This window comes from Thermoactinomyces mirandus (assembly GCF_013868055.1).
GTDB lineage: Bacteria > Bacillota > Bacilli > Thermoactinomycetales > Thermoactinomycetaceae > Thermoactinomyces > Thermoactinomyces mirandus.
In genome coordinates this window covers 105,356-129,910 of the sequence record NZ_JACEOL010000025.1, presented here as the reverse complement: position 1 = coordinate 129,910, position 24,555 = coordinate 105,356, and the positions used below count along the sequence as shown (strand labels likewise).

The following is a 24,555-nucleotide window of genomic DNA, read 5'->3' as shown; positions in this document are numbered from 1 at the left end:
TCCAGGGGGAAATCCTTTTATTCTTTTTCTGTCCACTCTGTATGGAATACACCTTCCCGGTCAATCCGCTGATAAGTATGAGCCCCGAAATAATCGCGCTGTGCCTGGAGGAGATTGGCCGGGAGCGTTTCGGAGCGATAGCTGTCATAGTAGTTGATGGCACTGGCAAAGGCCGGAACCGGGATGCCGTTTAATACGGCGGTCGCCACCACTTCACGCAAAGCCTGCTGATATTGCTCCATAATTCCCTGGAAATAGGGGTCCAACAACAGATTGCTCAAGTTGGGGTTGCGATCATAGGCATCTTTGATGTTTTGCAGGAATCGGGCCCGGATAATGCAGCCGCCGCGGAATATCATGGCGATTTCGCCAGGTTTCAGGTTCCAGCCAAACGTATCGGAAGCGGCCTTCATCTGTGCAAAGCCCTGGGCATAGGAACAGATTTTGCTTGCGTACAAGGCTTGCCGGACTGATTCAATGAAAGCGCCTCGTTCCCGGATCAAGGTGCGGTTGCCTGTTTTCGGCCCGTTTAACACCTTGCTTGCCTGTACCCGTTCTTCTTTCATTGCCGACACGAACCGGGAATATACCGATTGGGTGATAATGGAAAGCGGAACCCCGAGGTCAAGGGAACTCTGGCTGGTCCATTTTCCTGTCCCTTTTTGCCCCGCGGTGTCCAGAATAACTTCAACCAGCGGTTTGCCGGTATCCCGGTCCATCTTCGTAAAGATATCCGCCGTAATCTCGATCAGGTAACTGTCCAGTTCTCCCTGATTCCATTCCTGGAAAACCTCGTGCAATTCGCCGGCTTCCATGTCCAGCAGATGTTTCAGCAAGTGGTAGGCTTCGCTGATCAGTTGCATATCCCCGTATTCGATGCCATTATGGACCATTTTCACATAATGACCGGCACCATCCGGGCCAATGTACGTACAACAGGGATCGCCGTCTACTTTGGCGGAAATGGCCGTCAGGATTTCACTGACCTGGTCATATGCCTCTTTTGGGCCTCCCGGCATAATGGCCGGACCCTTGAGAGCACCTTCTTCCCCTCCGGAAACACCGGTCCCGATAAAATGAATGCCACTTTTCTCCAGTTCCCTGCCGCGACGGATCGTATCCTCATAATAGGCATTTCCCCCGTCAATAATGACATCACCGGGCTTCAGATATTTTTTCAGCTGCCGGATCATGTCATCCGTGGGCTGGCCTGCTTTTACCATCAGCATGACTCGCCTGGGCTTTTCCAGGGAAGTAACAAATTCTTCCATGGTATATGTATCCACCAGATTCAAATCACGATGTTCCGCAATCAGCTTTTTGGTTCGTTCAGGAGAACGGTTAAACACGGAAACCGTATAACCTTTGCTCTCCATGTTGAGCGCCAGGTTTCTTCCCATGACAGCGAGTCCGATGACACCAATATGACTTTTTGCCACTACCAACACATCCTTCTATTTTTGTAAGGTTTTATTTCTAATTGATAATTTATTATATCAAAAATACCATTTGCACTATCCGGTCATTACTGTATTCTGCTTCATAATGGAAAAAAAGGAATTTCCAGCTCAAAAACCCGCTCAACAAACCAGAAAATCCCGAACAAGGCAATGATCCCGGATACCCCCTGTACCAGCCAGCGTCCCTGTACCAGCCGCTTCAGCAGCAGCGATACGGGGATCAGGCACAGAAAAATAACGATTTGTCCAAGTTCCACCCCCAAGTTAAACGAAAACAGGGCTGCCAGAAAGCTGTCTTTGGGCAGCTGGATTTCCGACAGAGAACCGGCAAACCCCAGGCCGTGAATCAAACCAAAGAAAAACGTGACCGTGGGACGGTGTTCAGGGGAACGAAACCACTGGTTTTCAACAGCGACATAAACAATTGTCAAAGCGATCAGGGCTTCTACCCACTTTGACGGGACAGCGACAATATCCATTACCGCCAGAAACAGGGTAATGGAATGGGCAATGGTAAAGGAAGTGATGACCTTTAACAAATGTTTCCAGCCTCCGCCGGCCACAAACAGTGCCGCCAGAAAAGCCAGATGGTCAAATCCGAACCAGATATGCTCCATCCCGATCTGGATAAACTGCCTGACGGTCAGCCAAATCGACAGACGGCTCTCTTTTGTAAAAGAGAGATGCCTTTCGGAGTCATGGAAAACAAAACGGCTTTCTTTTCCATCATCGTGAATGGTTACAATATTTTGATGCCTGCTTTTATCAATCTCAAAAAACATCGAATAGAACAGATCTACTTTTTCCACTTTCTGTTGGGAAGTAAACCTGATTTTTACCCGCACGTGGGACAAATCGGGTCTGGCAATTTCTTCAATCCTTCCTGTCATCGGACGACCGTTGTTTTTGACGACGAATCCTTTTTTAATATAGTTTCCGATTTCCTGTTTTTTCTTTCCCGACAGCCCATTTTCCACGGACAAATCTTCTCCCGGCACCTTTTTCAATAAAGCGTCATTGATCAAAAGCGACATTTCGATCTCGTTTTCCCCAACTTTCAGGTCAGTGGCTACGCTAAAAAGCGGGTGGGCCTGTACAACGGGGGCCGTCAGGAAAACACCAAAAAAAATGACGAAAACCAAGCCCCACCATTTGGCTCTCTTCATTCCGATCCTCCCCAATGATTATCTTTCGAATTGCATCAACCAGGCTTTTCCGTATGTATGATCCAAGAAAGCGTCCTTCAGACCAAACCAACGAACTGGCCTGGCCTTTGGCAAATCTTCCCGCTTAAATCCATTGCCGGTTTGTTTACTTCAAGGTAGTGAAAAACCGGTTTGCTCTGAAACTCTTGAATCTGACATTGCTTGTGTCCAAAACACGTGCATGGCCTGAAAAACAACTGCCGGTCACTGCCCACACCTCTTATTCGGAATGGCCTGCCAATCTTTGCATGGACTTCCAGGTCAAAAATGCAAAGAAAAAACTGATCATCCCGTTGATCAAGCCTTCTGAGTAGACAAAGATCTGGACAATACCGTTTAAGGCAAGCAGAAAAGCGGTAATCCCGTAAACGGGCTTTTTGAATGAACGCCCTGTCCGTTCATAATACGTAACCAAAAAATAGAGCGCAAAAATCAGGAAAGTGACGGCTTCGACCGGGACAGGAATCACAAACAGAAAATAGACTCCCGCTCCCAATAAAAAGCCGATAATCATCAGATGAAATAACTGCACGACGAAGCCTCCTTCATAGATGAAAGAAGCCCGCCTCAAACAGGCGAGCTCCATCCCCGATCGATTACTGGTTAATCTGTTCCAGGATCAGTTGATTTACCAATTTGGGATTCGCCTTACCCCGGGTTGCTTTCATGACCTGGCCAACAAGGAAACCAAGTGCCCGGTCTTTTCCGTTTTTAAAATCTTCAACGGATTGCCGGTTGGCTGCCAGTACTTTGGCTATTTCCTCTTTTAACTGCCCCTCGTCACTGATTTGAACCCATCCTTTTTCTTCAACGATTTTTTGCGGATTTTTACCTGTATTCAATATTTCCTTAAATACCTTTTTGGCAATCTTGCTGCTGATTGTTCCATTTTGGATTAACCGGATCATTTCTGCCAGGTGGGCAGGTTCCATTTTAATTTCATTAAGTTCCTTGTCTTCCTGGTTAAGATAGCCAAGCAATTCGGTCACAATCCAGTTGGCTGCCAGTTTCGGATCTGCTTTTTTCATTACCGTTTCTTCATAAAAATCAGCGACAGCCTTGGAACTGATCAAAATTGAGGCGTCGTAATGATTCAGGCCAAATTCTTTCTGGTAACGGGCCATTCTTGCATCCGGCAATTCAGGAATGCTGGCGCGGACTTTTTCTTTCCAGGCCTCATCAATATAAAGGGTTACCAAATCCGGCTCAGGGAAATAACGATAGTCATGCGCTTCTTCCTTGCTCCGCATCGTCTTGGTGCGATTTTCCTGTTCCAGCCAGCGCAGGGTTTGCTGAACCACAACATCGCCGCGGTCCAGTATTTCCTTTTGCCGCTTTTGTTCATATTCCAGCGCTTTTTCCACATTCCTGAACGAGTTCAGGTTTTTCATCTCCGTCTTGGTTCCAAATTCCTTTTGCCCCACCGGACGCAAGCTGATATTGGCATCACAACGCAAGGAACCCTCTTCCATCTTCACATCGGATACGCCTGTATACTGGATGATCATTTTCAATTTTTCCAGATAGGCACGGGCTTCTGCCGGTGAACGGAGATCCGGTTCGGACACGATTTCAATCAGCGGTACGCCGACACGGTTAAAATCTACCAGGGAGCCGTCTCCATGTTCACTGTGGTTCAATTTCCCGGCATCTTCTTCCAGATGGAGACGGGTAATCCCGATCCGTTTCTTTTCCCCGTCTACTTCAATTTCAATCCAGCCGTTCTTGCCAATCGGCTGGTCATACTGGGAAATCTGATAGGCTTTGGGCAAATCCGGGTAAAAATAGTTTTTCCGGTCAAACTTGCTGTATTCAGCAATCTCACAATTCAGAGCCATCGCCGCTTTCATTGCATAATTGACAGCTTGCCTGTTCAATACGGGAAGGACTCCCGGATGGCCGAGACAGACTGGACACGTATGCGTGTTGGGAGGCGCGCCAAACTCTGTCGAACAGCCGCAAAAGATTTTTGTCTTTGTGAATAATTCCACGTGAACTTCCAATCCGATCACTGTTTCATACTGGCTCATTCTGTTTTCCCTCCCACCATCGGAGCCGGCATCGGCCCGGTTTCTTGCTCATAGGCATGGGCAACACGCAATACCGTTGACTCGTCAAAAGGCTTGCCAATAATTTGCAGGCCAACAGGCATTCCCTCCGCAAGTCCGCACGGGATGCTGATCGCCGGCAAACCGGCCAGGTTTACGGGAATGGTCAAAATATCGTTCATGTACATCGTCAACGGATCATTTACGATTTCACCGATTCCAAACGCTGTGGTCGGTGTCGTCGGTCCCACAATGACATCAAACTGTTCAAACACCTTGTCAAAATCCTGGCGAATCAGGGTTCTCACTTTTTGTGCTTTCAGATAATACGCATCATAATAACCAGAACTGAGCGCATAAGTCCCGAGCATAATCCGCCGTTTCACTTCCGGGCCGAATCCCTGGCTGCGCGTTTCCAGGTACATGTCAACCAGATTTTTGCCTTCTTTGCGAACTCCATACCGAACGCCGTCATAGCGGGCCAGATTTGATGAAGCTTCAGCAGGTGCAATCAAATAATAAGCAGGCACGGCATATTCCGTGTGCGGAAGGGAGACTTCTTCCACATAAGCACCCATTTGTTCCAGTTTCACAATCGCTTCTTGTACGCGTTCGCGCACGGACGGATCGATGCCTTCACCCATCATCTCTTTGGCTACTGCAATCCTCATCCCTTTGATTTCTCCGGTTAAAGCGGACAAATAGTCAGGCACCTCTACATTGGCAGAAGTGGAGTCACAGGCATCGTGGCCGGAAATCACCTGCAAGACATAAGCCGTATCTTCCACATTTTTGGTCAGGGGCCCGATCTGGTCCAGCGAGGAAGCAAACGCAACCAGGCCATAGCGGGAAACGCGGCCATAAGTCGGTTTCAGTCCAACTACTCCGCAAAAGGCTGCCGGCTGGCGAATCGATCCTCCCGTATCGGAACCAAGCGAGAAGTAGACTTCCCGAGCAGCCACAGAAGCGGCCGACCCTCCGCTGGAACCTCCGGGAACCTTTTCCGGATTCCATGGATTACGGGTCGGATGGTAAGAGGAATTTTCTGTAGATGATCCCATTGCAAATTCGTCCATATTCAGCTTGCCCATCGTAATCGCTTCTGCCTGCGCCAGTTTGTGCATAACCGTGGCACTGTAGATCGGCTCATAATTGGACAGCAGCTGGCTGCCGCATGTCGTCGTCATCCCTTCAATACAAATATTGTCCTTGATTCCTGCCGGCAATGCGGCCAGAAATCCTCTTTCCGCCCCGCTTGCCAACTTCTCGTCCAATTCCCTGGCGCGCTGTCTGGCCCCTTCTTCATCCACTTTGATAAAGGCCTTGATGTGACTGTCAACCTCCACAATCCGGCGCAAGGATTCATTCACCAAATCGCTGGCTGTAATTTCCCGTTTGGCTAACCGTTTATGTAACCCCTTCAATGAGTCATTGAACAGCGACATTTTTCTCCTCCTCACTCAAAAACTGCTGGTACATAAAACATGTGATCCTGTTGTTCGGGAGCGTTTTTCAACGCTTTATCCCGGTCGGTCGAGGAGCGGACTTCATCCTCCCGGAACACGTTGTGGATCGGCAAAACATGGCTGGTCGGTTGTACGTTTTCAGTATCCAATTCGTTCAGTTTATTGGCAAACTCCAAAATATCATTAAGCTGGCTGGTAAACTGGTCAGCCTCTTGTTCGCTCAATTTCAAACGTGCGAGTGCAGCTACTTTATAAACTTCTGCTTTGGAAATGGCCAATTTTTTCACCTCCACTGAATAAACATTGCCATCTGTATCATTTTTGCCCTTTAACTTCTCACAGTATAGCATAAAACCGTTAAATTTCATTAGGAATTCTTCGTTTGACCACTCCCGATGCGTAAACGATTGCGGGAAAGCTGGTACTACCCCCAAATAGGGAGATTTTTTGCATTATGGAGCCACTACGGGGGTAACCCCCCGGGGATTCAGATTGAGTGGAGGAGCGTTTGCGAGTGATCACGTTATGGGAATCTGCCGCTAATATCGTCATCGTTTTTCGTCAGCAGGGTAAATCGGGAATACCTGTCAAAGGTTATTTTAACAGTTGCCAGCAGCTTTTCGTGAGTTTCTTTTTCTGCAGAGCGGAGTTTTGCAGCAATCTTTGTTTGCTCAATATACAAACTTCGTTTATATAATATCGTTATTATCGAGTATGCTTCGATTATCAGGATTGTCGTCAAAGGTAGTTTCAAACAGTTTCCGGCGGCTCTTTGAGAGTTTTTTCAAACATCTTGAAGTTAATAATAATCCCGGTTTACCGGCAGTTTCTCCCTATTAGAAAGCAAATTGGAAAAACAGAGGCAAATTTGTCTGTTTTTTCTGTGGATCAAACTTTTTTCAATAATCTTTGTTTAACCAATAGACAAACTTTCTTCCGAAGTGATATACTATTGATAGACAATGTAAAAATTCGTTGATGCCTTCCAGATGCAAATGTATCCGCTCACATTTAGCCCGGGAAGGAGATGACAGTCCGATGTTCACAGAATATGACACAGGATAAGTTATGCACTGCAAGGAGAAACAACCGAAATATAGTGTGCAGGCAAGGTAACGACAAATCAAGGTAACGACAAATAAATTTAATTCAGGAGGCAAATTATGTTCAGGTTCAACAAGAAAATCCTGATGGTGTTTGTTGCAGCCGTGATGAGTTTGGGCCTGTTTGCAGAAACCGCAAGTGCGAACACCTATTGGCAAAATTGGACTGATGGCGGCGGGACAGTAAATGCTGTCAATGGACCAGGCGGCAATTACAGTGTTACATGGACAAATTGCGGGAATTTTGTTGTCGGTAAAGGCTGGGCTACCGGATCACCATCCAGGACAATAAACTACAATGCCGGCATCTGGGAACCGTCTGGCAATGCGTATTTGACTCTCTATGGGTGGACGAGAAACTCACTCATAGAATATTACGTCGTTGATAGCTGGGGCACTTACAGGCCTACAGGAACATATAAAGGTACCGTGACCAGTGATGGGGGCACATATGACATCTATACGACGATGCGATACAACGCACCTTCCATTGACGGCACACAAACCTTCCAACAGTTCTGGAGTGTTCGACAGTCGAAGAGGCCGACCGGAAACAACGCCACTATCACTTTCAGCAACCACGTTAACGCATGGAAGAGTAAAGGAATGAATCTGGGGAGCAGTTGGGCTTACCAGGTGTTGGCAACAGAGGGATATCAAAGTAGTGGGAGATCTAACGTAACGGTATGGTAGCAAGGCAACTGACAGGTAAAATTTCCAGAAAATTGGAAAACTCCTTTTGCCATTGATATTGCTGAGGCCTGCCGGTCTTACAGCCGGCGGCCTTAGGTATGTGCGCCCGGCATGGGCATGATCTGTACTATTAGCTTCAAGGGAGCCACCACGAGATGGAATCTGGTTATCAGGTATTCCTGCTGTGCCTGATCGCTTCATTCAACAGGCAATTGCTCAAATTCTGACTTCCCCGTCCAAGTAGTGATGGTTTTCGCTCCAAGAGACCAATGAGCAGTGATGGCCTGTAACTCTTCCTATCAGTTTAAAGGGGATATATCCATGAGAAAGCTATCCGTTTTCCTTATAATGGCAATGCTGATTGTTGTCAGCGCCTGTTCGCAAGAAAAGGCGGAAAAGAATGAGAGCTTTGTATTAGTCAAAGGCGGGACTTTTACGAACACAAAGTCCAACTACTATGGGAAAAGTGTAACAATATCGGATTTTTATATCAGTAAATACGAGGTAACTCAGAAAGAGTGGATTGAGGTAATGGGAAAGAATCCCTCACAATTCAAAGGCGACAATTTGCCGGTAGAAATGGTAAGCTGGTACGACGCTGTTGAGTACTGTAATAAAAGGAGTATTAAAGAAGGCTTGCAACCGTATTACAAGATAGACAAGAATAAAATAGACCCGAATAATAAAAGTGAATACGATAATATAAAATGGACAGTAACGATCAATGCGGGAGCGAACGGTTACCGATTGCCGACAGAAGCAGAGTGGGAATATGCTGCGAGTGGAGGTCAGATGAGCAAGAGTTACACATACAGCGGAAGCAATAATGCAGATGAAGTAGCATGGTATTGGAGAAACGCCGGAGATAAATACTTAACAGGAAACTGGAACTGGTCAATTATAGAAAACAACAGGAATAAAACAAAACCTGTCGGTGTCAAGAAACCCAACGAGTTAGGACTTTACGATATGTCAGGGAATGTCAGGGAATGGTGCTGGAACTGGTACGGAGACCTGGATAGTAACAGCGGTTCTTTCCGGATTGTGAAGGGCGGCGGTTGGATCGGCGACATCAGCAACAACGAGATATCTTTTCGGGGAAAGTTCGAGGCGAGTGGCATTGGTCCCGATCAAGGTTTTCGTGTGATTCGCGGCGAGTAAACGGGAACAACACATACCAAGCATAATTGAAAAAATCTACTGATAAGAAAAGGATGGGCATCAGAAGTCAAGTCCGTAAATTTTGTAAAATGGTCGACACAAGTGGCTAAATTGCTGGAATCCGTTTTGAATCAGATCCTGAAAGTACAGGAAACCTGAACACATATCTGCGCAGCCATACGGGCGAACGGAGGAACGTCAGGGCTACCGGAAAGTTATTGGTTTAATGTCAGGAGACAGTGAGTCAGAAACCAGCTGACGTGAGGTTTTTCCACTGGTTATAAAGTCGCAGGCTTTATGGGATGGATCTGGTGGCCTCGGATCACCATGCCGGCTTGATTCGTGCGATTTGCCAATATTTTTATGTGTGTTACCCCGTTCACAGGCTTTTTCCTTAGGAATTCCTAAGGTAATAAGCCTTTTTACTTTGTTTTTTAGTTTCTTCCATTGCTTCCAAAGACGTATTCCAATCCTTCTGCGAAACCATTCATTCAATTGCTGAAATGGAGTTTGGTTGTCTGCGTGAGAGAAACAGTTCCTCCATCCAACCAAAGATCAAGTGGAAACCATTGAACAAACCCTTGATTTATGTCGATGGCTTTACAATTCGATGTTGGAACAGAGAAAGCAACGCTGTTTCATACCGCTGAACTATAAGAGCAAACCTTAAGGAATATATAAAATATCGTAAGATACGTACAATCCAGCTGTGCCAGCTTCACATAGCAAACAATAAAAGGCATAAGAAGGTGAGATTTTGTGAACCTTTTAACATGATGATCCAATTTCACTAGTCCCGACAATTGGATTTTATTCCGAAAAAGACTTCTCCATATATAAAATAATCTTTCGGTAATTATTCTTTACCCCACCAGGGCTGCCTTTTAAACTATACAGATAGTTTATAAAAAGACTCCGCTATTTCAAGTTCAACCTCCCCCAAAAACAAAGATTTTCATGGTCTTAATCAGATGTCTTTATTGAAATAAAAAAAATATTCAGTATAATGGTTATAATTACCGCATATTTTCGATTCATAAAAAAACATATTAATAGAATTGATCTTCATCGGCAATTCCATTTGTTCCAATCTTTTGACATTGGAGGAGTTCTGAATTGACAAAAAAACTGTTATCGATTCTCATCTGGGGAGCAGTATCGGCAACGGGCACCGCCGGCTTTGCCATCCTGGCGTTAAACCGCGGCGAATCGGTCAACGCTTTTTGGCTGCTTGTTGCCGCTGTCTGCACCTACGCCGTCGGTTACCGTTTTTACAGCCGTTTTATGGCACGAAAAGTTTTTGAATTGGATGACAACCGGAAAACTCCGGCAGAAATCCATAACGACGGAAAAGATTTTGTTCCCACCAACAAATGGGTCCTGTTCGGGCACCATTTTGCGGCCATTGCCGGAGCCGGCCCGCTGGTAGGCCCGATTCTGGCCGCACAAATGGGTTACTTGCCGGGGACCATCTGGATTATTGTCGGGGTTGTTCTCGGCGGGGCGGTACAGGACTTTATCATTTTATTCGGTTCCATGCGCCGGAACGGAAAATCATTAGGCGATATCGCCCGGGAGGAAATCGGGCCGGTTGGCGGATTTACAGCAGCCATTGCGATCCTCGGCATCATGATCATCCTGCTTGCCGTCCTGGGGCTGGTTGTCGTAAAGGCGCTCTCTAACAGCCCCTGGGGCATGTTTACGATTGCCATGACCATTCCTATCGCCATTTTCATGGGAATTTACATGCGGTATATACGGCCGGGGAAAATTCTGGAAGCTTCCCTCATCGGCTTTGCCCTGCTGCTGTTGTCCCTTTATGGCGGGCAAATTGTGTCAACCCATCCCACCTGGGCCGCCTGCTTTACCTTTGATGGGCCAGCCCTGGCCTGGATGATGATCATTTACGGTTTTGTCGCTTCCGTTTTGCCGGTGTGGCTGCTTTTGGCCCCCCGCGACTACCTGAGTACATTTTTAAAGGTGGGGACCATCCTGGCGCTGGCCCTGGGAATTATCCTGGTCCTGCCGGATTTGAAAATGCCGGCCCTGACCCAATTTGTTGACGGAACGGGACCTGTTTTCTCCGGGGATCTGTTCCCGTTTGTATTTATTACCATTGCCTGCGGAGCCATCTCCGGGTTCCATGCCCTTGTTTCATCCGGTACCACGCCAAAGATGATTGCCCGCGAATCCCATGCCACCATGATCGGATACGGCGGCATGCTGACCGAATCATTTGTGGCCATTATGGCATTGATTGCCGCATGTATCTTAACTCCGGGAGTTTATTTTGCCATGAACAGCCCGGCTGCGGTCATCGGAACGGATGTGGTTGCAGCAGCCAGGGCGGTTACGGAAATGGGCTTTACGGTAACACCGCAGGATTTGACACAGTTGGCCAACGCCATCGGCGAAAACACAATCCTGTCCCGGACAGGCGGAGCCCCGACCCTGGCTGTCGGCATGGCAACCATTTTTTCCAACCTGCTTGGCGGCGAGGCCATGATGGCTTTCTGGTATCATTTTGCCATTTTGTTTGAAGCGGTCTTTATTCTCACAACGATTGATGCCGGTACACGGGTAGGCCGCTTTATTCTTCAGGATCTGATGGGCAGGGCCATCCCCAAACTGGGAGATACAAAGTACTATCCCGCCAATATGCTTGCCAGCGGGCTCATGGTTGCCGGATGGGGATATTTCCTGTATCAGGGAGTAGTTGATCCACTGGGCGGCATTAACACCTTGTGGCCGCTGTTTGGAATCGCCAACCAAATGCTGGCTGTCGTTGCGCTTGTTGTCGGGACAACGATTCTGGTCAAAATGGGCAAATGGGTTTATTCCTGGATCACCCTGCTTCCCCTGACCTGGCTGACCATTGTCACCATGACGGCCAGTTGGCAAAAGCTGTTCCACAGTGATCCATCAATCGGCTTTTTAAAAGCAGCGGAACAGTACTCACAGGCCATTGAGGCAGGGCAACTGATGGGACCGGCCAAATCCATCGAAGAAATGCAACGGATTGTTTTCAACAACCAGATTGATGCCGTCTTGACAGCTTTATTTGCCATCTTTGTTGTGATTATCATTGCCGATGCTGCCCGGGTCTGGTACAGGGTTTTGGTAAAGCAGGAACAATTGCCGCTCAGGGAGTCTCCCTTTGTCCCGCGGAAACCAAACACGATTGAAGGGTGAGGTTTCATGAAGGTGTTAAAAAAGATTTGCCAGGCTGGAAAAGCGTTCACCGGCTTTCTGAATGAGATCGCAGGAGTTCCCAATTACGAACGGTATCTGGAACACTTCCGCACACACCATCCCGGCGAAGTTCCGCTGAGCGAAGCGGAATTTCACCGCCGGTCAATTGATGAAAGATACGGAAGCGGAGATATCCGCCGCTGTTGCTGATCCAGACAACAGAAAGAGCCCAACCCTGACATCCTACAGGCTGGGCTCTTTTACTTGCTCCTGAACAGCTTTGTTTTCCTTGGTTTCGGTCTCTTTTGACGGTTCATGATCAGTCTGACCGGTTTTCTTCATTTCCACCTGAACGGTTTTATTTTCTTTGTCTTCTGTCTCTTTTGGTTTGTTTTCAGTCTGACTTGTTTTCTTTACTTCCTCCTGACCGGTCTTGCTCTCTTTGGGTTCTGCCTCTTTTTCGTTATCATTCAGCAAACCGTTTGTTGCCTTTTTAAATTCCCGAAGCGATTTTCCGACTGCTTTCCCCAGTTCGGGCAGTTTTTTGGGACCGAACAGGATCAGGGCCACTACAAAAATAAGCAGCCATTCCACCCCGTTGATGCTCATATTTTTCCTCCTTCCGTCCAGGAACATATAATCTATTCCATTATAACACCGATTCAATTTTCCGACATCATTGTACAAAAATAAAAAACCCAAACCTTTGTCTGGGTTACCCAACGTGTTTGTCAATGAACTTTTTCAAGGCATCCTTCTTTTCCTGGGAACACAAAGCCAAAGCCTGTGTAATTTGGGCCTGCCAGTCCTCCTCCTGCACCAGTGCCTGATCCAGCCTGTCCTTGAAGCGCTGAAAAAAAACCCATTCTTCCTGCATCGTGCCAACAACCTGGTTCATTCCGCCCACATGGGATTCGATCTGTTCCATTTTCTTCTCCATCTGTTCCAGCCGGGTCTGCATTTTGGAAACATCAGTCCTGATCTGTTCTATATTGGCAGACTGCACATCAAGCCGCTCCATCACCGCGTGCAGTAATGATTTCATTTCTTCCATGCCAATCAGCTCCAACTGTTTGCGTTTCTTCCATTATATAGAAATAATGAGAACAAATTTTAACATATTTGTGACAATTATTTGAACAAATTATGAACAAAAATTATATAGTAAGTACTGGCAGAAAATGTAGAAATCATACACTAAGCAAATTTCAACACAAAAAAAGCCGAAATTCTTTACTCTCAGAAATCGGCTGTAATATCAGCTGATCTTTATTTCCTTCCAATAAATTTAAGTCGGCTTTTCTATCTAAGATTCAGTTCTAGACGATCTGTTTTTTAGATAGAACCATTTACTTGGGACTAAGGTATAGTGTAACCAAATTATGAATAGTGATGTCATACCAATTTCTTGATTCCTTTTTTAAAAGGCCAAGTAACAAAAATCCCGATTTTCAACTACCCTAAGCAATTGATTATCGGGATAACTTGGACATCTCACATTTTTAATAGGTCTCAACCGGATATTCATCATACGTTCTATTGTCTAATTCTCTTCCATATCGATGCTTCTGAACCCCACCCCATTGTTTAAAGAAAAAAGCTACATTCCGTTTACAACACTGATCACGTATTGATCGAACCCAATCTGCTTTCATAGGTCTTGCACCTGGTCCAGACTCCCCCCCAACTATAACCCAATGAATTCCCTCTAAATTAAGGTTCTCAAGAGGACCCAATAGAGGCTCGCAGGACAAGAATCTTATATGGGCAGGAATTTGTTGTAAAAGATTAATCCTGTGAATAACTTTTCTATTTTCAACACTTGTTCCCATCCAAATGTTGTGAGTAAAGAGTAAATGGTTCGAAAGTTCTAACGCTCTTTCAGGTCGTTTAGTTAGGATTTGATACGAGTGTTGAGGTGTTTCATTCATGGTTTTAAAAACTTGTTGTATGAATTCAATAGGTACCTTTTCATGAAATAAATCTGACATAGAATTCACGAAAATCTTTCGTGGTTTTATCCATTTTTTCGGTACATCTAATAAATCTGGATGTAGTGTTACATCAAATCCATTTTTATACCGAGGGTTACCCATTGCAAGAAGTCTCTTAGCCATTCTCTCAGCATAACAGTGTTTGCAACCATCAGATACCTTATTACAACCAGTAATAGGATTCCAAGTGGCTTCTGTCCACTCAATACTTGAATTACCAGCCATATTATCCCTCCTAGGCGTATTATATAATAAAATACACTTTCAGGAGGAACATCCGTTCTGATTCAGGAAAGTAATTTTAACTGTATCTCCCATTGTTCTTACCCCTTTCCTCAATCGTCTTTTTTCAGATGGTGGATCAGCCAAAATAAGTCCATCTTCTTCTAACCTGCGAAGTGCCTCTTTATAATTAGCTAAAGTAAATGGTTTCCAAATATGGTGCATATCAAATATTTCTTTTACTGTTAACGTCTTACCTTTAAATTCATCTATTAACTCTTTACCTAAAGCGTCCAATGGCCTCTCATATAATGACAAAAGAGATAATTGAACATTCATATATTTTTCCCTATGTTTTACTGGTATATATGAGAAGTTGGCAACACCGTCATCTGTTATGGTGCTTTGTTTTGCCATAATTTCCTTCATAATAGTATATCCAAGAGAATGTTTGGAGACAAAGATAAGATAATGACTTGTTTTATCTTTTTGCTCATCAAGAAATCGAAAAGGTAAAACATAATTTTTACGATTATCTGATAAAGATTCAGCAAGTTCATTAACTATAAATAATTCTTTTTCTTCTTGTTCCATCTTTTTTATGGTCAATCGCAATTGATTTGCCCTTTTTTCTCCGAAGAGAGCATTCATATGCTCTTTTACTATTGGGTTATTAATACCCATATTAATTCTGTTATAGTTGAAGAAAAAAATACAGTCTGAACCAAAATCTTTTATAAGTGCTTTTATTAAGTTGGTTGTTAATCCTTTATATCCCCAGGGATCTATAAAAGCCAAAGTCGGTATTAAACTTATTTTTGAAAAGATTTTCGCAACTTCATCTCCAACTTCTTTATTCATGATTTTAGGCTTATATTTTAATAAATTTATATTTGGCAATGCCTCAATATTTTCTTTGAGCTTCTGACAAAATTTTGGATTCGCATCATTGAAGACGGTTACTATCTGTTTTCGTAATTTTTCATTATTAATACATTTCTCTAAGATAAGAAGTGGCGTTGATTTGTTTCCATCTTCATATTTCCCTGGTCCACTAAATAAATCTATATAACCTAATCTTTTATAGCGTGATCGTGGAATCATAACTTTTGACCAAGCATCAAAGTATTTCATCAAAATTGCAGTTTTTACTTTAGATTGCTCTCTTTGCTCAGAAAAAACTTATTTTCCATAGTGTACTCCCCCTTAAATATAATTAATATTTAGTACCCCTTAATTATATAATTATTCGTAAACAACTTAATATTTAAGTACCATCAAAAAATCTGTTATCTCTATTTTAACAAAATTTTGTCTAGGTCTAGAAGATTATGGATCATTAAAAACGAACTTTCTCTTGTTTTACAAAATAAAAAAACAGGGAAATATTTTTCCCTGTTTCAAGAGAGATAAAGTCTATTCGGTATCGTCATCGTCACCCATCATTTAATCCTGGTCATCGTCGTCACCAACAAGACAGGAAGGGATAGGCAATGTGCTAAATTTCATAAATCTCAACCTCGCTTTTCAGGTGGAGTTCTTTTTCCAGATGGAATTTTCTTTCCAGGCAGTCGCGAAATTTTTCTTTCTCGTCCAGATTATCAAAACAGTCGGCTAATTTCAATAAGGCTGTATATTGCCGTTGCTTGTACCTGTATTTTTCAGAAAGATGGACTGCTTTTTGGTAATAGGACAAGGCTTTGGAGTACTGCCTTTGCAGGTGATGGACATTTCCCCTGACAATAAGCAGTTTCGTCAATCGGAAAGGATCTGGATGTTCCCGTTCAATTTTCATTGCTTTATCCAAATAGGTAGAGGCTTGTTGCCAGTCCTGCCTTGAGTTGAATAAGATACCCAGGTACGTATAAGCCTCGACATGCCTGCGGGGAGAGCGAAAATCGGGGTCTGAATCAATTGTTAATTGAAAGCGGTCATAAGCTTTTTGAAACTCTTTTTGCATTAAAAAAATGCTCCCGGCAATAATGAGAAAATCAAGATAACGTCCAATATTGCTGCTCCAGCGGCTTTTGGCAATCCGCCGGCCTTCGTTGCAATAATGTAAGGCCTCAGTAAACAAGTTCTGATCCCGTAAAATAATGGATCGGAACTTGTACAGATTCAACACCGGATAATCTACATAACTGTGATCCAGTTTTTCCACTTCCGGCCAGACTATGTCCAACAGGCGGGCAGCCTGATCTTCCTGGGAAGATCTCAGCAAGTACAAAATTTTATTTCCCAGCAGTCTGTACTTAACCCCTTTTTTCCGTTTTGTTTCATCATAACGATCCAAACCCAGGTTTACCAATTGAATTGCCTGATCCACATGTTCCCGAGAATACTTGCAGCGGGCCAATTCAGCATAACAGGCAGCCACGATATTGTCCTTCGGGCGGAAGCGGTAATGATGGCAAAGCTTGATTGCATGGTAAAAATGGTCTTCCGCCTGGTCATACTGCTTTTCTTCATAGCAAATCTTGCCTTGCAAGTAGCATATGTAAGGAGTCAAGGGATAATAATCGGCAAATTGGAACTTTTGCAACTGTTTTTTAGCGGTTGGAAGATAACTGCGATCGATGATGGTTTCAATAATTTCCAGTTGGTCATAATATTCGCTCATTTCTTTGGTGGCTTCGTTTGCCAGGTTGACGACTTCATCTTCGGTCAAGCCCAGTTTCTCCAGGTAGATTTCAATCATTTTGGGTGTGACTTTTCCTTTTGCCTTCTCAATATTGCTGATTGTTCCTTTGGAGATAAGATGATCTTGCAAATCATCCATGCTTTTATTCAGTTCCTTCCTTCTTTTTCGCAAGACATAACGAATCGCATCATCTTTCAGGTCAATCTCCATTCACATCCCACCTTGAATCAGCTTACTGTTTTTCATATTACCATTTATTTAGAAAAATCGGATTGTTTATTGTTCATCTTAAACAAATTTGTTTATACCTATGAAATCAAAAGGAAAAGCAAGGTATGATAAATGGATTTAAGCATTTGTATAAACCTGACATTAAACAACGAGAATATTGAATCTTCTTTAAAAATTAACCTATAATTTGGGTACGAAATTCAGAAAATGCAAAACGATGCTTTGCAGCTGTGGATAAAATTATAGAAGGAGGATAAGAAATTGAAACTCTCTGTCCAGGGACAAGCCGATGAAGTTGAGCCATTTATGGATGAACTGAAGCAGCATCCGTATATCGATTTCCATCATGAAGAAGTACAGGAAGTAAGCCAGCATCAGGTTTGTATCACATGCGACATAGACCTTAAGCCATTGCGCAGGGTAAAGATCGTAGAGCTTCTGAAAGACGGGGAAGTCATTGTCAAGATGCCGTTAATTGATGTGGTTCATGGAGAGATTGAGGAAGGAAAGATTATCATTGCCGGAAAGTCGTTTGATATTTTTGCGGGATAAAAAAAAGCCAACAATGCGGCTCAGCAAAAAAACAAGGTAATCAATATTATAACACGGTTTTTTCTGAATCAAAGTCAGAGGTGAAGATCGTGGAGGAGAAGGAACTTTCTTTTTGGTGGAATGATACCACCAAGACGCTGCATGTCTTGGTGCGCATCGGTACGGACAAGCTGGAAAAAAAGCAGAAAGATAAAATCAGGAGTTGTTTTTATGGAACATTTTGAAATCACTCATCTAGATTCATTTTTTCAAGATATTATCCGAAAATTTCCAGCCCAATACCGTTTTAGCAGTTTTTTAATTACACACCTATTACCGGAACGTCCCTCTTTTGTGAGGGCTGTTGCAGAGCAAACCGAACTGATAGCTGTATTACCAAAACCAAAAAGTATTAATGAAGATGCACTTCAAGAAGTTCGTAAAATAACAAAAGTCGACACTTTAAGTAGACAACTATTCTCTAAAATAGACTTAGCCTTGGATTATTTAGAAAAGCGAGCAAAAGGTCAAGATATCATCTTACTTGATGTTGGAGGTTATTATGCAGGGGTTTTAAATGAGTTGGCAGAAGTTTTTTCAGGACGCATTATAGGTGTAGTTGAAGATACCGAAAATGGTTATAAACGTTATTTAGAGTTAGATAACTTGCCTTGTCCTATTTTCAGTGTTGCCCGAAGCAGACTTAAAGTTCCTGAAGACTATCTTGTTGGGCAGTCAATAGCTTTTTCTGTTGAGATGCTTGTACGAGGTCGTGGAGACGTTCTCGCCGGGATGGAAGCTTGTGTCATTGGCTATGGTAAACTAGGTAGTTCCATTGCCCAGATGCTTTATACAAGAAATATGAGAGTTACTGTTTTTGATAAGGATCCAGTTCGAATGACACAGGCCAAAGCAGCTGGTTATCACGTGGTGCGAGAAAAAAAGCATGCATTATCTCGTGCTGGAGTTATTATTTGTGCAACAGGTAATCACTCTCTACTCAAGGAAGACTTTGCAAATATCAAAAATGGTGCTTATGTAGCTTCTGTAACATCATCAGAAGATGAACTGGAACTAGCCGGGCTTACTTCAGTTTATCAAATAACTCCAGTCGCACCGCATGTTAGTCGTTATTCAACGGTAGGGCACTATTTTTATGTTCTTGCGGATGGAAATGCGGTTAACTTTTTACATGGAGCTGTTGTAGGGCCATACATCTATCTGGTACAAGCTGAAATTCTTGTTGCTATCTCAAAAATCACCGAAGATTTAGCTCCGGGATTGTATACTGTAGCTGATGCTGACAGAAAGATTATTGCTGATACCTGGCTGGCTTATTTCAACCGCTAAAGGAGGTGACAAATCAATCCAATGAGTATTCCACTTTCAGAGATCACTCAGGCAATTGCAGCGTACTCTGAGAAGTTTACCCGTTCCGACATGCAATTTCTCCAACCTCTATTAAAAGCAATGAATACTTCTCATAATATTACGTCACGTTCCAATTTACCTGGTCATGTAACGACGAGTGCCGTGATTATGAATGGAGACAATAGGGTTCTGCATGTCAGGCACAAGATTTTGAACACCTGGCTTCTTCCCGGAGGGCATTGTGAAGATGCGGATGATTCACTGATTGCTGCCAGTATGCGAGAAGCATTCGAGGAAACAGGCATTCAATCAAATTGTCTCAAACTGATCTTGCCAGCGAATGTACCTATTGATATTGATTTGCACGATATACCGGAAAACCCGCAAAAAGGAGAGCCCAAACACTGGCATGCCGATGTTCGGTTTGCCTTCCGTTTGGTTTCTGCTGAAAAGGTAGTCTTACAGGAAGAGGAAGTAACCGATTATGCATGGCTGATGCTGAATCAAATGCCAATGCGCAGACTGGCTGGTAAATTATATGATTTTGCCAGAATCAAGGGCTGAACCTGTCTCCTTACTATGAGAAAGTCTTGAATCATCTTTGTACGAAATTTCTCGTTTTGTACGTTCCATTCACCCCTTTCCGGTGAAATGACAAGTTCAAAGAAGGAACCGGCTTCCATCCGGTTCCTTTTCTTTGCTTTCCTTATAACTGTTCAGACACGGCCTGTGCCTGGGTGAAAAGGAGGAGATAATCACGACCGCCAGCTTTGGAATCGGTACCCGACATGTTGAATCCGCCAAACGGATGAACTCCGACAAGGGCACCTGTACATTTGCGGTTGAAGTACAGATTTCCGACAAAAAACTCTTTGCGCGCTTTTTCCAGATGACAGCGGTTACGGCTGATGACAGATCCGGTAAGGCCATATACGGTATTGTTGGCAATTTGCAGGGCTTCATCAAAATCTTTTGCTTTAATGAAAGCAACCACAGGGCCGAAGATTTCTTCCTGGGCAATGCGGGCATTCGGATCTACGTCGGCAATAACCGTCGGCTGGATAAAATACCCGTTGCCTTCCGCCTTGCCGCCGCCTGCCATGAGGCGCCCTTCTCCTTTGCCGATTTCAATATAGTCCAGAATTTTCTTGTACGCCTTGTCGTCTACCACCGGTCCCAGATCGATCCCCGGGGTTTGTGCTTCGCCCACTTTCAATTCCCTGGTTCTGGCAACAACTTTTTCCAACAGTTCGTCATAGATTTTTTCATGGGCGATTACACGGGAGCAAGCCGAACATTTTTGTCCCGAGAAGCCAAAGGCCGATTTTACAATTGCATCAACCGCCAGCTCAAGGTCACAATCATCATCAACAACGATCGCGTCTTTTCCGCCCATTTCAGCCACGACGCGTTTGATCCATTTTTGGCCCGGCACCATTTTTGCCGCCAGTTCATTGATTCGCAAGCCTACTTCTTTTGAACCGGTAAAGGAAATAAAGCGGGTCAATGGATGGGTGACAAGATACTCCCCGACAACACTTCCCGATCCTGGCAAATAGTTTACAACGCCATCAGGCAATCCTGCTTCTTTCAAAACTTCCATAAATTTGGCCGCAATCACATTGGTCGGAGAAGCCGGTTTCAATACCACCGTGTTTCCGGCAACAACCGCGGCTGTCGTCATTCCTGCCATGATCGCAAGCGGGAAGTTCCATGGCGGAATAATGGCGCCAACTCCCAACGGAATATAGTAAAGATTATTGATTTCCCCCGGAATCCGGGCAAGCGGCTGACGTTGGCTCAAACGAATCATTTCCCGTCCGTAAAACTCCATGAAATCAATCGCTTCGGCAGTGTCGGCATCGGCTTCAGGCCAGCTTTTTCCTGCTTCAAGCACCATCCAGGATGAGAATTCATGTTTTCTGCGTCTCAAAACAGCCGCTGCCTTGAACAGGACGCTGGCCCGCGCTTCGGGAGATACCCTTTTCCAGGTTTCGAAAGTTTTGGCTGCCGTCTGCATTGCTTTTTCGGCAAGCTCTTCATCAGCATGGGAGATGATCCCGATAACTTCATCCACGCTGGACGGATTGATTGATTGAACTTTTCTGTCTGTTTTAATATGTTCTCCGCCAATGATTATGTCATACTCTTTACCAAGCTCAGACCTTACTTTCTTTAAAGCGCTTTCAAAAACGGTGCGGTTTTCCTCTTTGGAAAAATCGGTGAACGGCTCGTTTCTGTATTCGATCATTGATAAACCCCTCCTCAACGAATAAGTGCCTTGTTAATAATTGTAACCTACAAACCTTTTTACATCAATTCCTAAATAGCAAACTATTGTTTAATTTCATTATAAACTCTATAATGAAAGTGATTTTCCCTGTTTAATGTTAATTAATTAATAAATTTTTAAAAGAAAGTTGGTGACCACATTGTCTTTGTCAAGAAAATTGGTTTTGGGTTTGGCCGGAAATAAAGCGGTTACATCGGTAGTGTCCCGTTACGGCATGAAATGGGGAGCGGCCCGCTTTGTGGCTGCGGAAAGCCTGCCAAAAACAGTGGAAGTTGTGGAAGGCCTGAACAAGGAAGGTCTTGTCGTCGCGTTGGATCATTTGGGGGAAAGCGTGGAAAGCCGGGAAGAGGCCACCACTGCAACACAGGCATCCATTGATATTCTGGATGCCATCCAATCGTCCGGGGTTGACTCCAATGTTTCCGTAAAGTTGACACAATTGGGGCTTGATATTGATGAAGAATTCTGTCTTGAAAATGTTGACAAAATTGCCAGAAAAGCCAAAGAAACCAATAACTTTCTGCGCATTGACATGGAAGATTCACCACGCGTAGACGTAACATTGCGCATTTTCAATACATTGCTCGACCGGTACGGAAAAGAACACGTTGGGTTGGTGATCCAGACATACCTTTACCGTTCGGAACAGGATGTACTGGAGCTTGGTAAAAAGAACACAAACCTGCGCATTGTTAAAGGAGCCTATAAAGAACCGGCAAGGGTTGCCTTCCCCAATAAAAAAGACGTGGATGACAACTTTATCAGACTGGTAAAACTGCATTTGCAAAATGGAAATTATACAGCAATTGCAACACATGATGAAGCGATTATCAATCATTTGAAGAAATGGCTGAAGGAAAAAAATATTCCGGATGATCTATATGAGTTCCAGATGTTGTTCGGTGTCCGCAACGGATTGCAGCGGGAATTGGTTAAAGAAGGGTATAAAGTGCGCGTCTACACTCCCTACGGGAAAGACTGGTATCCCTATTTTACACGGCGGCTGGCCGAACGCCCTGCCAATGTCTTTTTCATTTTGAAAAATATGTTTCGCAATTGACCTCTTAATCACCTTTTTGTATGCGCTTTCAAGCGGTTTGTCACTACCAGGGGACAGCCGCTTTTTTGTTTGTCCGGGAGAGGGGAAGCCGGTTTTTGATTCTTATTTCTCTTCTGTTATAATGATTTCAATATTTAAAAACCAATTTATAGCGAGGAAGTGTTTAATGAATTGTTCCCTACAACAAGAAGTCCTTTCTTTACTTAATGAGAATGCCAAGTTATCCGCAGACAAAATCGCAATTATGCTGGGAGAAAGCAAGGATACCATTGAAACACTGATTTCGGAACTGGAGGAAACGGGGACTCTTCTAAAGTACAAGGCAGTGGTCAACTGGCAGAAAGCCGGGATCCAGAAGGTTTCCGCACTGATTGACGTGAAGGTGACTCCCCAACAAGGCTTCGGTTTTGACGCGCTGGCCAGGCGGATTTACCAGTTCCCCGAAGTGCGCAGTGTCTATCTGATGTCGGGGGCTTACGACCTGTCTGTCGCCATCGAAGTGGACACCCTGGAAAGCGTGGGGCGTTTTGTCTCACAAAAGCTGGCTCCACTTGATTCCGTCGTTGGCACCACAACCCATTTCGTCATGAAAAAATACAAGGAAGACGGGATTATCCTTGACGATCCCGAACAAGATCAACGGTTGGTGATTACTCCATGAACCTCGATGATAAATTGTCTCCTGTGGTAAAAAATCTTGCGCCGTCCGGAATACGCCGTTTTTTTGATCTGGTCAGCCAGAACCCGAATGCGATTTCCCTTGGCGTCGGGGAGCCTGATTTCACAACCCCCTGGCACGTCCGCGACACAGCGATCACTTCTCTGGAAACAGGACAGACTTCATACACTTCCAACCAGGGCATGCCGGAACTTATTTCACAAATTTGCCGCTATCTGGCTGATCGGTATGAACTCTCTTATACGAATAACGAGATTATGGTCACTTTTGGCGCCAGTGAAGCCATCGATCTCGCTTTCCGGGCCATTCTAGCTCCCGGTGATGAAGTTCTGGTACCGGAACCCTGTTATGTTTCCTACACTCCTTGTGTCGAACTGGCAGGCGGAAAATCGGTTCCTGTCCCGACTCATGCCCGTCACGGATTCAAGCTGAACGTCGATGAACTGAAAAAACGGGTAACCCCCCGGACCAAAGCGCTGATTGTCAATTATCCAAACAATCCGACAGGCGCGATCATGACCAGGGAAGACTGGCTGCCCATTGCCAAATGGGTAAAACAAAGAGGCATCCTGATCATTTCGGATGAAGTCTACAGCGAATTGACCTATAAGGGCCATCACGTTTCAATCGCTTCCCTGCCGGACATGAAAGAACAGGTTATTCTCATTAACGGCTTTTCAAAAGCCTTTGCCATGACCGGCTGGCGAATCGGCTATGCGGCCGCGCCCGGACCCTTGTTGCAAGGGATGCTGAAAATCCATCAGTATACGGCTCTGTGCGCCCCCATCACGAGCCAGATTGCTGCTTTGGAAGCACTCAGAAACGGATTGACTGAATGTGAGGCCATGGTTTCCCAATATGACCGCCGGCGCCGTCTGGTGGTAAAAGCTTTTCAGGATTTGGGGCTTCCATGCCACGAACCGAAGGGGGCATTTTATGTCTTTCCTTCAATTTCGGTGACTGGCATGGATGCTCAAACCTTTGCCGAACGACTGCTGATCGAGGAAGAAGTGGCGGTTGTCCCCGGGGATGTATTTGGTTCAAATGGCGCCGGCCATATCCGGTGTTCTTACGCAACATCGATCGAAAAACTGGAAAAAGCTTTTTCCCGCATGGAACGTTTCCTCAAACGTCACCGCAAGGCAGGTTCAACCGGCACTGCCATCCAAACGCACGGTGCCTGACCTCCGATAGCCAGCTTTCAG

At 44.6% G+C, this 24,555-nt stretch carries 25 protein-coding genes and 2 pseudogenes; 12 read left to right on the top strand and 15 right to left on the bottom strand.

Annotation, left to right across the window (positions count from 1 at the left end):
• Nucleotides 1-17: 17 nt before the first annotated feature.
• The 7 genes from gnd to H2C83_RS07920 all read right to left on the bottom strand — a co-directional run bounded on the left by gnd (nucleotide 18) and on the right by H2C83_RS07920 (nucleotide 6,861).
• On the bottom strand, nucleotides 18-1,439 hold the full coding sequence (gnd, locus tag H2C83_RS07950) for an NADP-dependent phosphogluconate dehydrogenase (RefSeq protein WP_181739495.1): 1,422 nt from the start codon (nucleotides 1,437-1,439) through the stop codon (nucleotides 18-20).
• A gap of 101 nt (nucleotides 1,440-1,540) precedes the next feature.
• Nucleotides 1,541-2,626 carry a HupE/UreJ family protein gene (locus H2C83_RS07945; protein ID WP_181739493.1) on the bottom strand — a complete coding sequence of 362 codons (1,086 nt, stop codon included), beginning with the start codon at nucleotides 2,624-2,626 and terminating at the stop codon, nucleotides 1,541-1,543.
• A 259-nt stretch (nucleotides 2,627-2,885) separates the two neighbouring features.
• Nucleotides 2,886-3,197 (bottom strand): hypothetical protein, encoded by a 312-nt coding sequence (locus tag H2C83_RS07940; RefSeq protein WP_181739491.1) that lies wholly within the window; start codon nucleotides 3,195-3,197, stop codon nucleotides 2,886-2,888.
• Between the two features lie 64 nt (nucleotides 3,198-3,261).
• Nucleotides 3,262-4,695, bottom strand: coding sequence for an Asp-tRNA(Asn)/Glu-tRNA(Gln) amidotransferase subunit GatB (gatB, locus tag H2C83_RS07935; RefSeq protein ID WP_181739489.1), 1,434 nt, complete (start codon nucleotides 4,693-4,695; stop codon nucleotides 3,262-3,264).
• Complete coding sequence (gatA, locus tag H2C83_RS07930; RefSeq protein ID WP_181739487.1) at nucleotides 4,692-6,158, bottom strand: Asp-tRNA(Asn)/Glu-tRNA(Gln) amidotransferase subunit GatA; 1,467 nt, start codon at nucleotides 6,156-6,158, stop codon at nucleotides 4,692-4,694. Before gatA ends, gatB begins: the two co-directional genes overlap by 4 nt.
• An 11-nt stretch (nucleotides 6,159-6,169) precedes the next feature.
• Nucleotides 6,170-6,529, bottom strand: coding sequence for an Asp-tRNA(Asn)/Glu-tRNA(Gln) amidotransferase subunit GatC (gene gatC, locus H2C83_RS07925; protein WP_181739485.1), 360 nt, complete (start codon nucleotides 6,527-6,529; stop codon nucleotides 6,170-6,172).
• A gap of 173 nt (nucleotides 6,530-6,702) precedes the next feature.
• Complete coding sequence (locus H2C83_RS07920) at nucleotides 6,703-6,861, bottom strand: hypothetical protein (RefSeq protein WP_181739483.1); 159 nt, start codon at nucleotides 6,859-6,861, stop codon at nucleotides 6,703-6,705.
• Between the two features lie 481 nt (nucleotides 6,862-7,342).
• On the opposite strand from H2C83_RS07920, the gene xynA reads away from it, so the two are divergent.
• Nucleotides 7,343-7,975 carry an endo-1,4-beta-xylanase XynA gene (xynA, locus tag H2C83_RS07915; RefSeq protein ID WP_181739481.1) on the top strand — a complete coding sequence of 211 codons (633 nt, stop codon included), beginning with the start codon at nucleotides 7,343-7,345 and terminating at the stop codon, nucleotides 7,973-7,975.
• 321 nt (nucleotides 7,976-8,296) lie between these two features.
• Nucleotides 8,297-9,136, top strand: coding sequence for a formylglycine-generating enzyme family protein (locus tag H2C83_RS07910; protein ID WP_181739479.1), 840 nt, complete (start codon nucleotides 8,297-8,299; stop codon nucleotides 9,134-9,136).
• 204 nt (nucleotides 9,137-9,340) lie between these two features.
• Here H2C83_RS07910 and H2C83_RS18515 read toward each other — a convergent pair whose 3' ends face one another.
• Entirely contained in the window at nucleotides 9,341-9,688 is a 348-nt protein-coding gene (locus tag H2C83_RS18515; protein ID WP_181739477.1) for a group II intron maturase-specific domain-containing protein, read from the bottom strand.
• Between H2C83_RS18515 and H2C83_RS18510 the strand changes: the two are divergent.
• From H2C83_RS18510 to H2C83_RS07890, 3 genes and pseudogenes are all read left to right on the top strand, one after another.
• Nucleotides 9,687-9,806: pseudogene (locus tag H2C83_RS18510) on the top strand (helix-turn-helix domain-containing protein); the annotation flags it as partial. The gene H2C83_RS18515 and the pseudogene H2C83_RS18510 sit on opposite strands and share 2 nt — an antisense overlap.
• Before the next feature lie 446 nt (nucleotides 9,807-10,252).
• The gene (locus H2C83_RS07895) at nucleotides 10,253-12,328 is read left to right on the top strand and encodes a carbon starvation CstA family protein (protein WP_181739473.1); all 2,076 of its coding nucleotides are present in this window, start codon (nucleotides 10,253-10,255) and stop codon (nucleotides 12,326-12,328) included.
• Between the two features lie 6 nt (nucleotides 12,329-12,334).
• Complete coding sequence (locus tag H2C83_RS07890) at nucleotides 12,335-12,538, top strand: YbdD/YjiX family protein (protein WP_181739471.1); 204 nt, start codon at nucleotides 12,335-12,337, stop codon at nucleotides 12,536-12,538.
• A gap of 33 nt (nucleotides 12,539-12,571) precedes the next feature.
• Here the strand turns inward: H2C83_RS07890 and H2C83_RS18120 are convergent, their stop codons facing one another.
• The 6 genes and pseudogenes from H2C83_RS18120 to H2C83_RS07865 all read right to left on the bottom strand — a co-directional run bounded on the left by H2C83_RS18120 (nucleotide 12,572) and on the right by H2C83_RS07865 (nucleotide 17,395).
• Nucleotides 12,572-12,937, bottom strand: a complete 366-nt coding sequence (locus tag H2C83_RS18120; protein WP_181739469.1) for a Sec-independent protein translocase subunit TatA/TatB — start codon at nucleotides 12,935-12,937, stop codon at nucleotides 12,572-12,574.
• A gap of 106 nt (nucleotides 12,938-13,043) precedes the next feature.
• On the bottom strand, nucleotides 13,044-13,373 hold the full coding sequence (locus tag H2C83_RS07880; protein ID WP_220184065.1) for a hypothetical protein: 330 nt from the start codon (nucleotides 13,371-13,373) through the stop codon (nucleotides 13,044-13,046).
• A 457-nt stretch (nucleotides 13,374-13,830) separates the two neighbouring features.
• Nucleotides 13,831-14,547, bottom strand: coding sequence for a DUF5131 family protein (locus H2C83_RS07875; protein WP_181739466.1), 717 nt, complete (start codon nucleotides 14,545-14,547; stop codon nucleotides 13,831-13,833).
• Nucleotides 14,548-14,586: 39 nt separating this feature from the next.
• Entirely contained in the window at nucleotides 14,587-14,883 is a 297-nt protein-coding gene (locus H2C83_RS18505) for a hypothetical protein (protein ID WP_376766350.1), read from the bottom strand.
• 78 nt (nucleotides 14,884-14,961) lie between these two features.
• Nucleotides 14,962-15,696, bottom strand: a pseudogene (locus H2C83_RS07870) (three-Cys-motif partner protein TcmP); the annotation flags it as partial.
• Nucleotides 15,697-16,042: 346 nt separating this feature from the next.
• Nucleotides 16,043-17,395 (bottom strand): helix-turn-helix transcriptional regulator, encoded by a 1,353-nt coding sequence (locus H2C83_RS07865; protein ID WP_181739462.1) that lies wholly within the window; start codon nucleotides 17,393-17,395, stop codon nucleotides 16,043-16,045.
• Nucleotides 17,396-17,677: 282 nt separating this feature from the next.
• On the opposite strand from H2C83_RS07865, the gene H2C83_RS07860 reads away from it, so the two are divergent.
• From H2C83_RS07860 to H2C83_RS07845, 4 genes are all read left to right on the top strand, one after another.
• Nucleotides 17,678-17,968, top strand: a complete 291-nt coding sequence (locus H2C83_RS07860; protein WP_181739460.1) for a hypothetical protein — start codon at nucleotides 17,678-17,680, stop codon at nucleotides 17,966-17,968.
• A gap of 80 nt (nucleotides 17,969-18,048) precedes the next feature.
• Nucleotides 18,049-18,192, top strand: coding sequence for a hypothetical protein (locus tag H2C83_RS07855; protein WP_181739458.1), 144 nt, complete (start codon nucleotides 18,049-18,051; stop codon nucleotides 18,190-18,192).
• A complete protein-coding gene (locus tag H2C83_RS07850) occupies nucleotides 18,179-19,297 on the top strand; it encodes an adenosylhomocysteinase (RefSeq protein WP_181739456.1) in 1,119 nt (372 codons plus the stop codon). The genes H2C83_RS07855 and H2C83_RS07850 overlap by 14 nt, the downstream gene beginning before the upstream one ends.
• Nucleotides 19,298-19,318: 21 nt before the next feature.
• Nucleotides 19,319-19,882, top strand: a complete 564-nt coding sequence (locus H2C83_RS07845) for an NUDIX hydrolase (protein ID WP_181739453.1) — start codon at nucleotides 19,319-19,321, stop codon at nucleotides 19,880-19,882.
• A 142-nt stretch (nucleotides 19,883-20,024) separates the two neighbouring features.
• Here the strand turns inward: H2C83_RS07845 and pruA are convergent, their stop codons facing one another.
• Complete coding sequence (gene pruA / locus H2C83_RS07840) at nucleotides 20,025-21,569, bottom strand: L-glutamate gamma-semialdehyde dehydrogenase (RefSeq protein ID WP_181739451.1); 1,545 nt, start codon at nucleotides 21,567-21,569, stop codon at nucleotides 20,025-20,027.
• 187 nt (nucleotides 21,570-21,756) lie between these two features.
• Here pruA and H2C83_RS07835 point away from each other — a divergent pair, with 187 nt between their 5' ends.
• From H2C83_RS07835 to H2C83_RS07825, 3 genes are all read left to right on the top strand, one after another.
• Entirely contained in the window at nucleotides 21,757-22,671 is a 915-nt protein-coding gene (locus H2C83_RS07835; RefSeq protein WP_312853878.1) for a proline dehydrogenase family protein, read from the top strand.
• A gap of 166 nt (nucleotides 22,672-22,837) precedes the next feature.
• Entirely contained in the window at nucleotides 22,838-23,332 is a 495-nt protein-coding gene (locus tag H2C83_RS07830) for an Lrp/AsnC family transcriptional regulator (protein ID WP_181739449.1), read from the top strand.
• Entirely contained in the window at nucleotides 23,329-24,534 is a 1,206-nt protein-coding gene (locus tag H2C83_RS07825) for an aminotransferase class I/II-fold pyridoxal phosphate-dependent enzyme (RefSeq protein ID WP_181739446.1), read from the top strand. The genes H2C83_RS07830 and H2C83_RS07825 overlap by 4 nt, the downstream gene beginning before the upstream one ends.
• Nucleotides 24,535-24,555 lie beyond the last annotated feature (21 nt).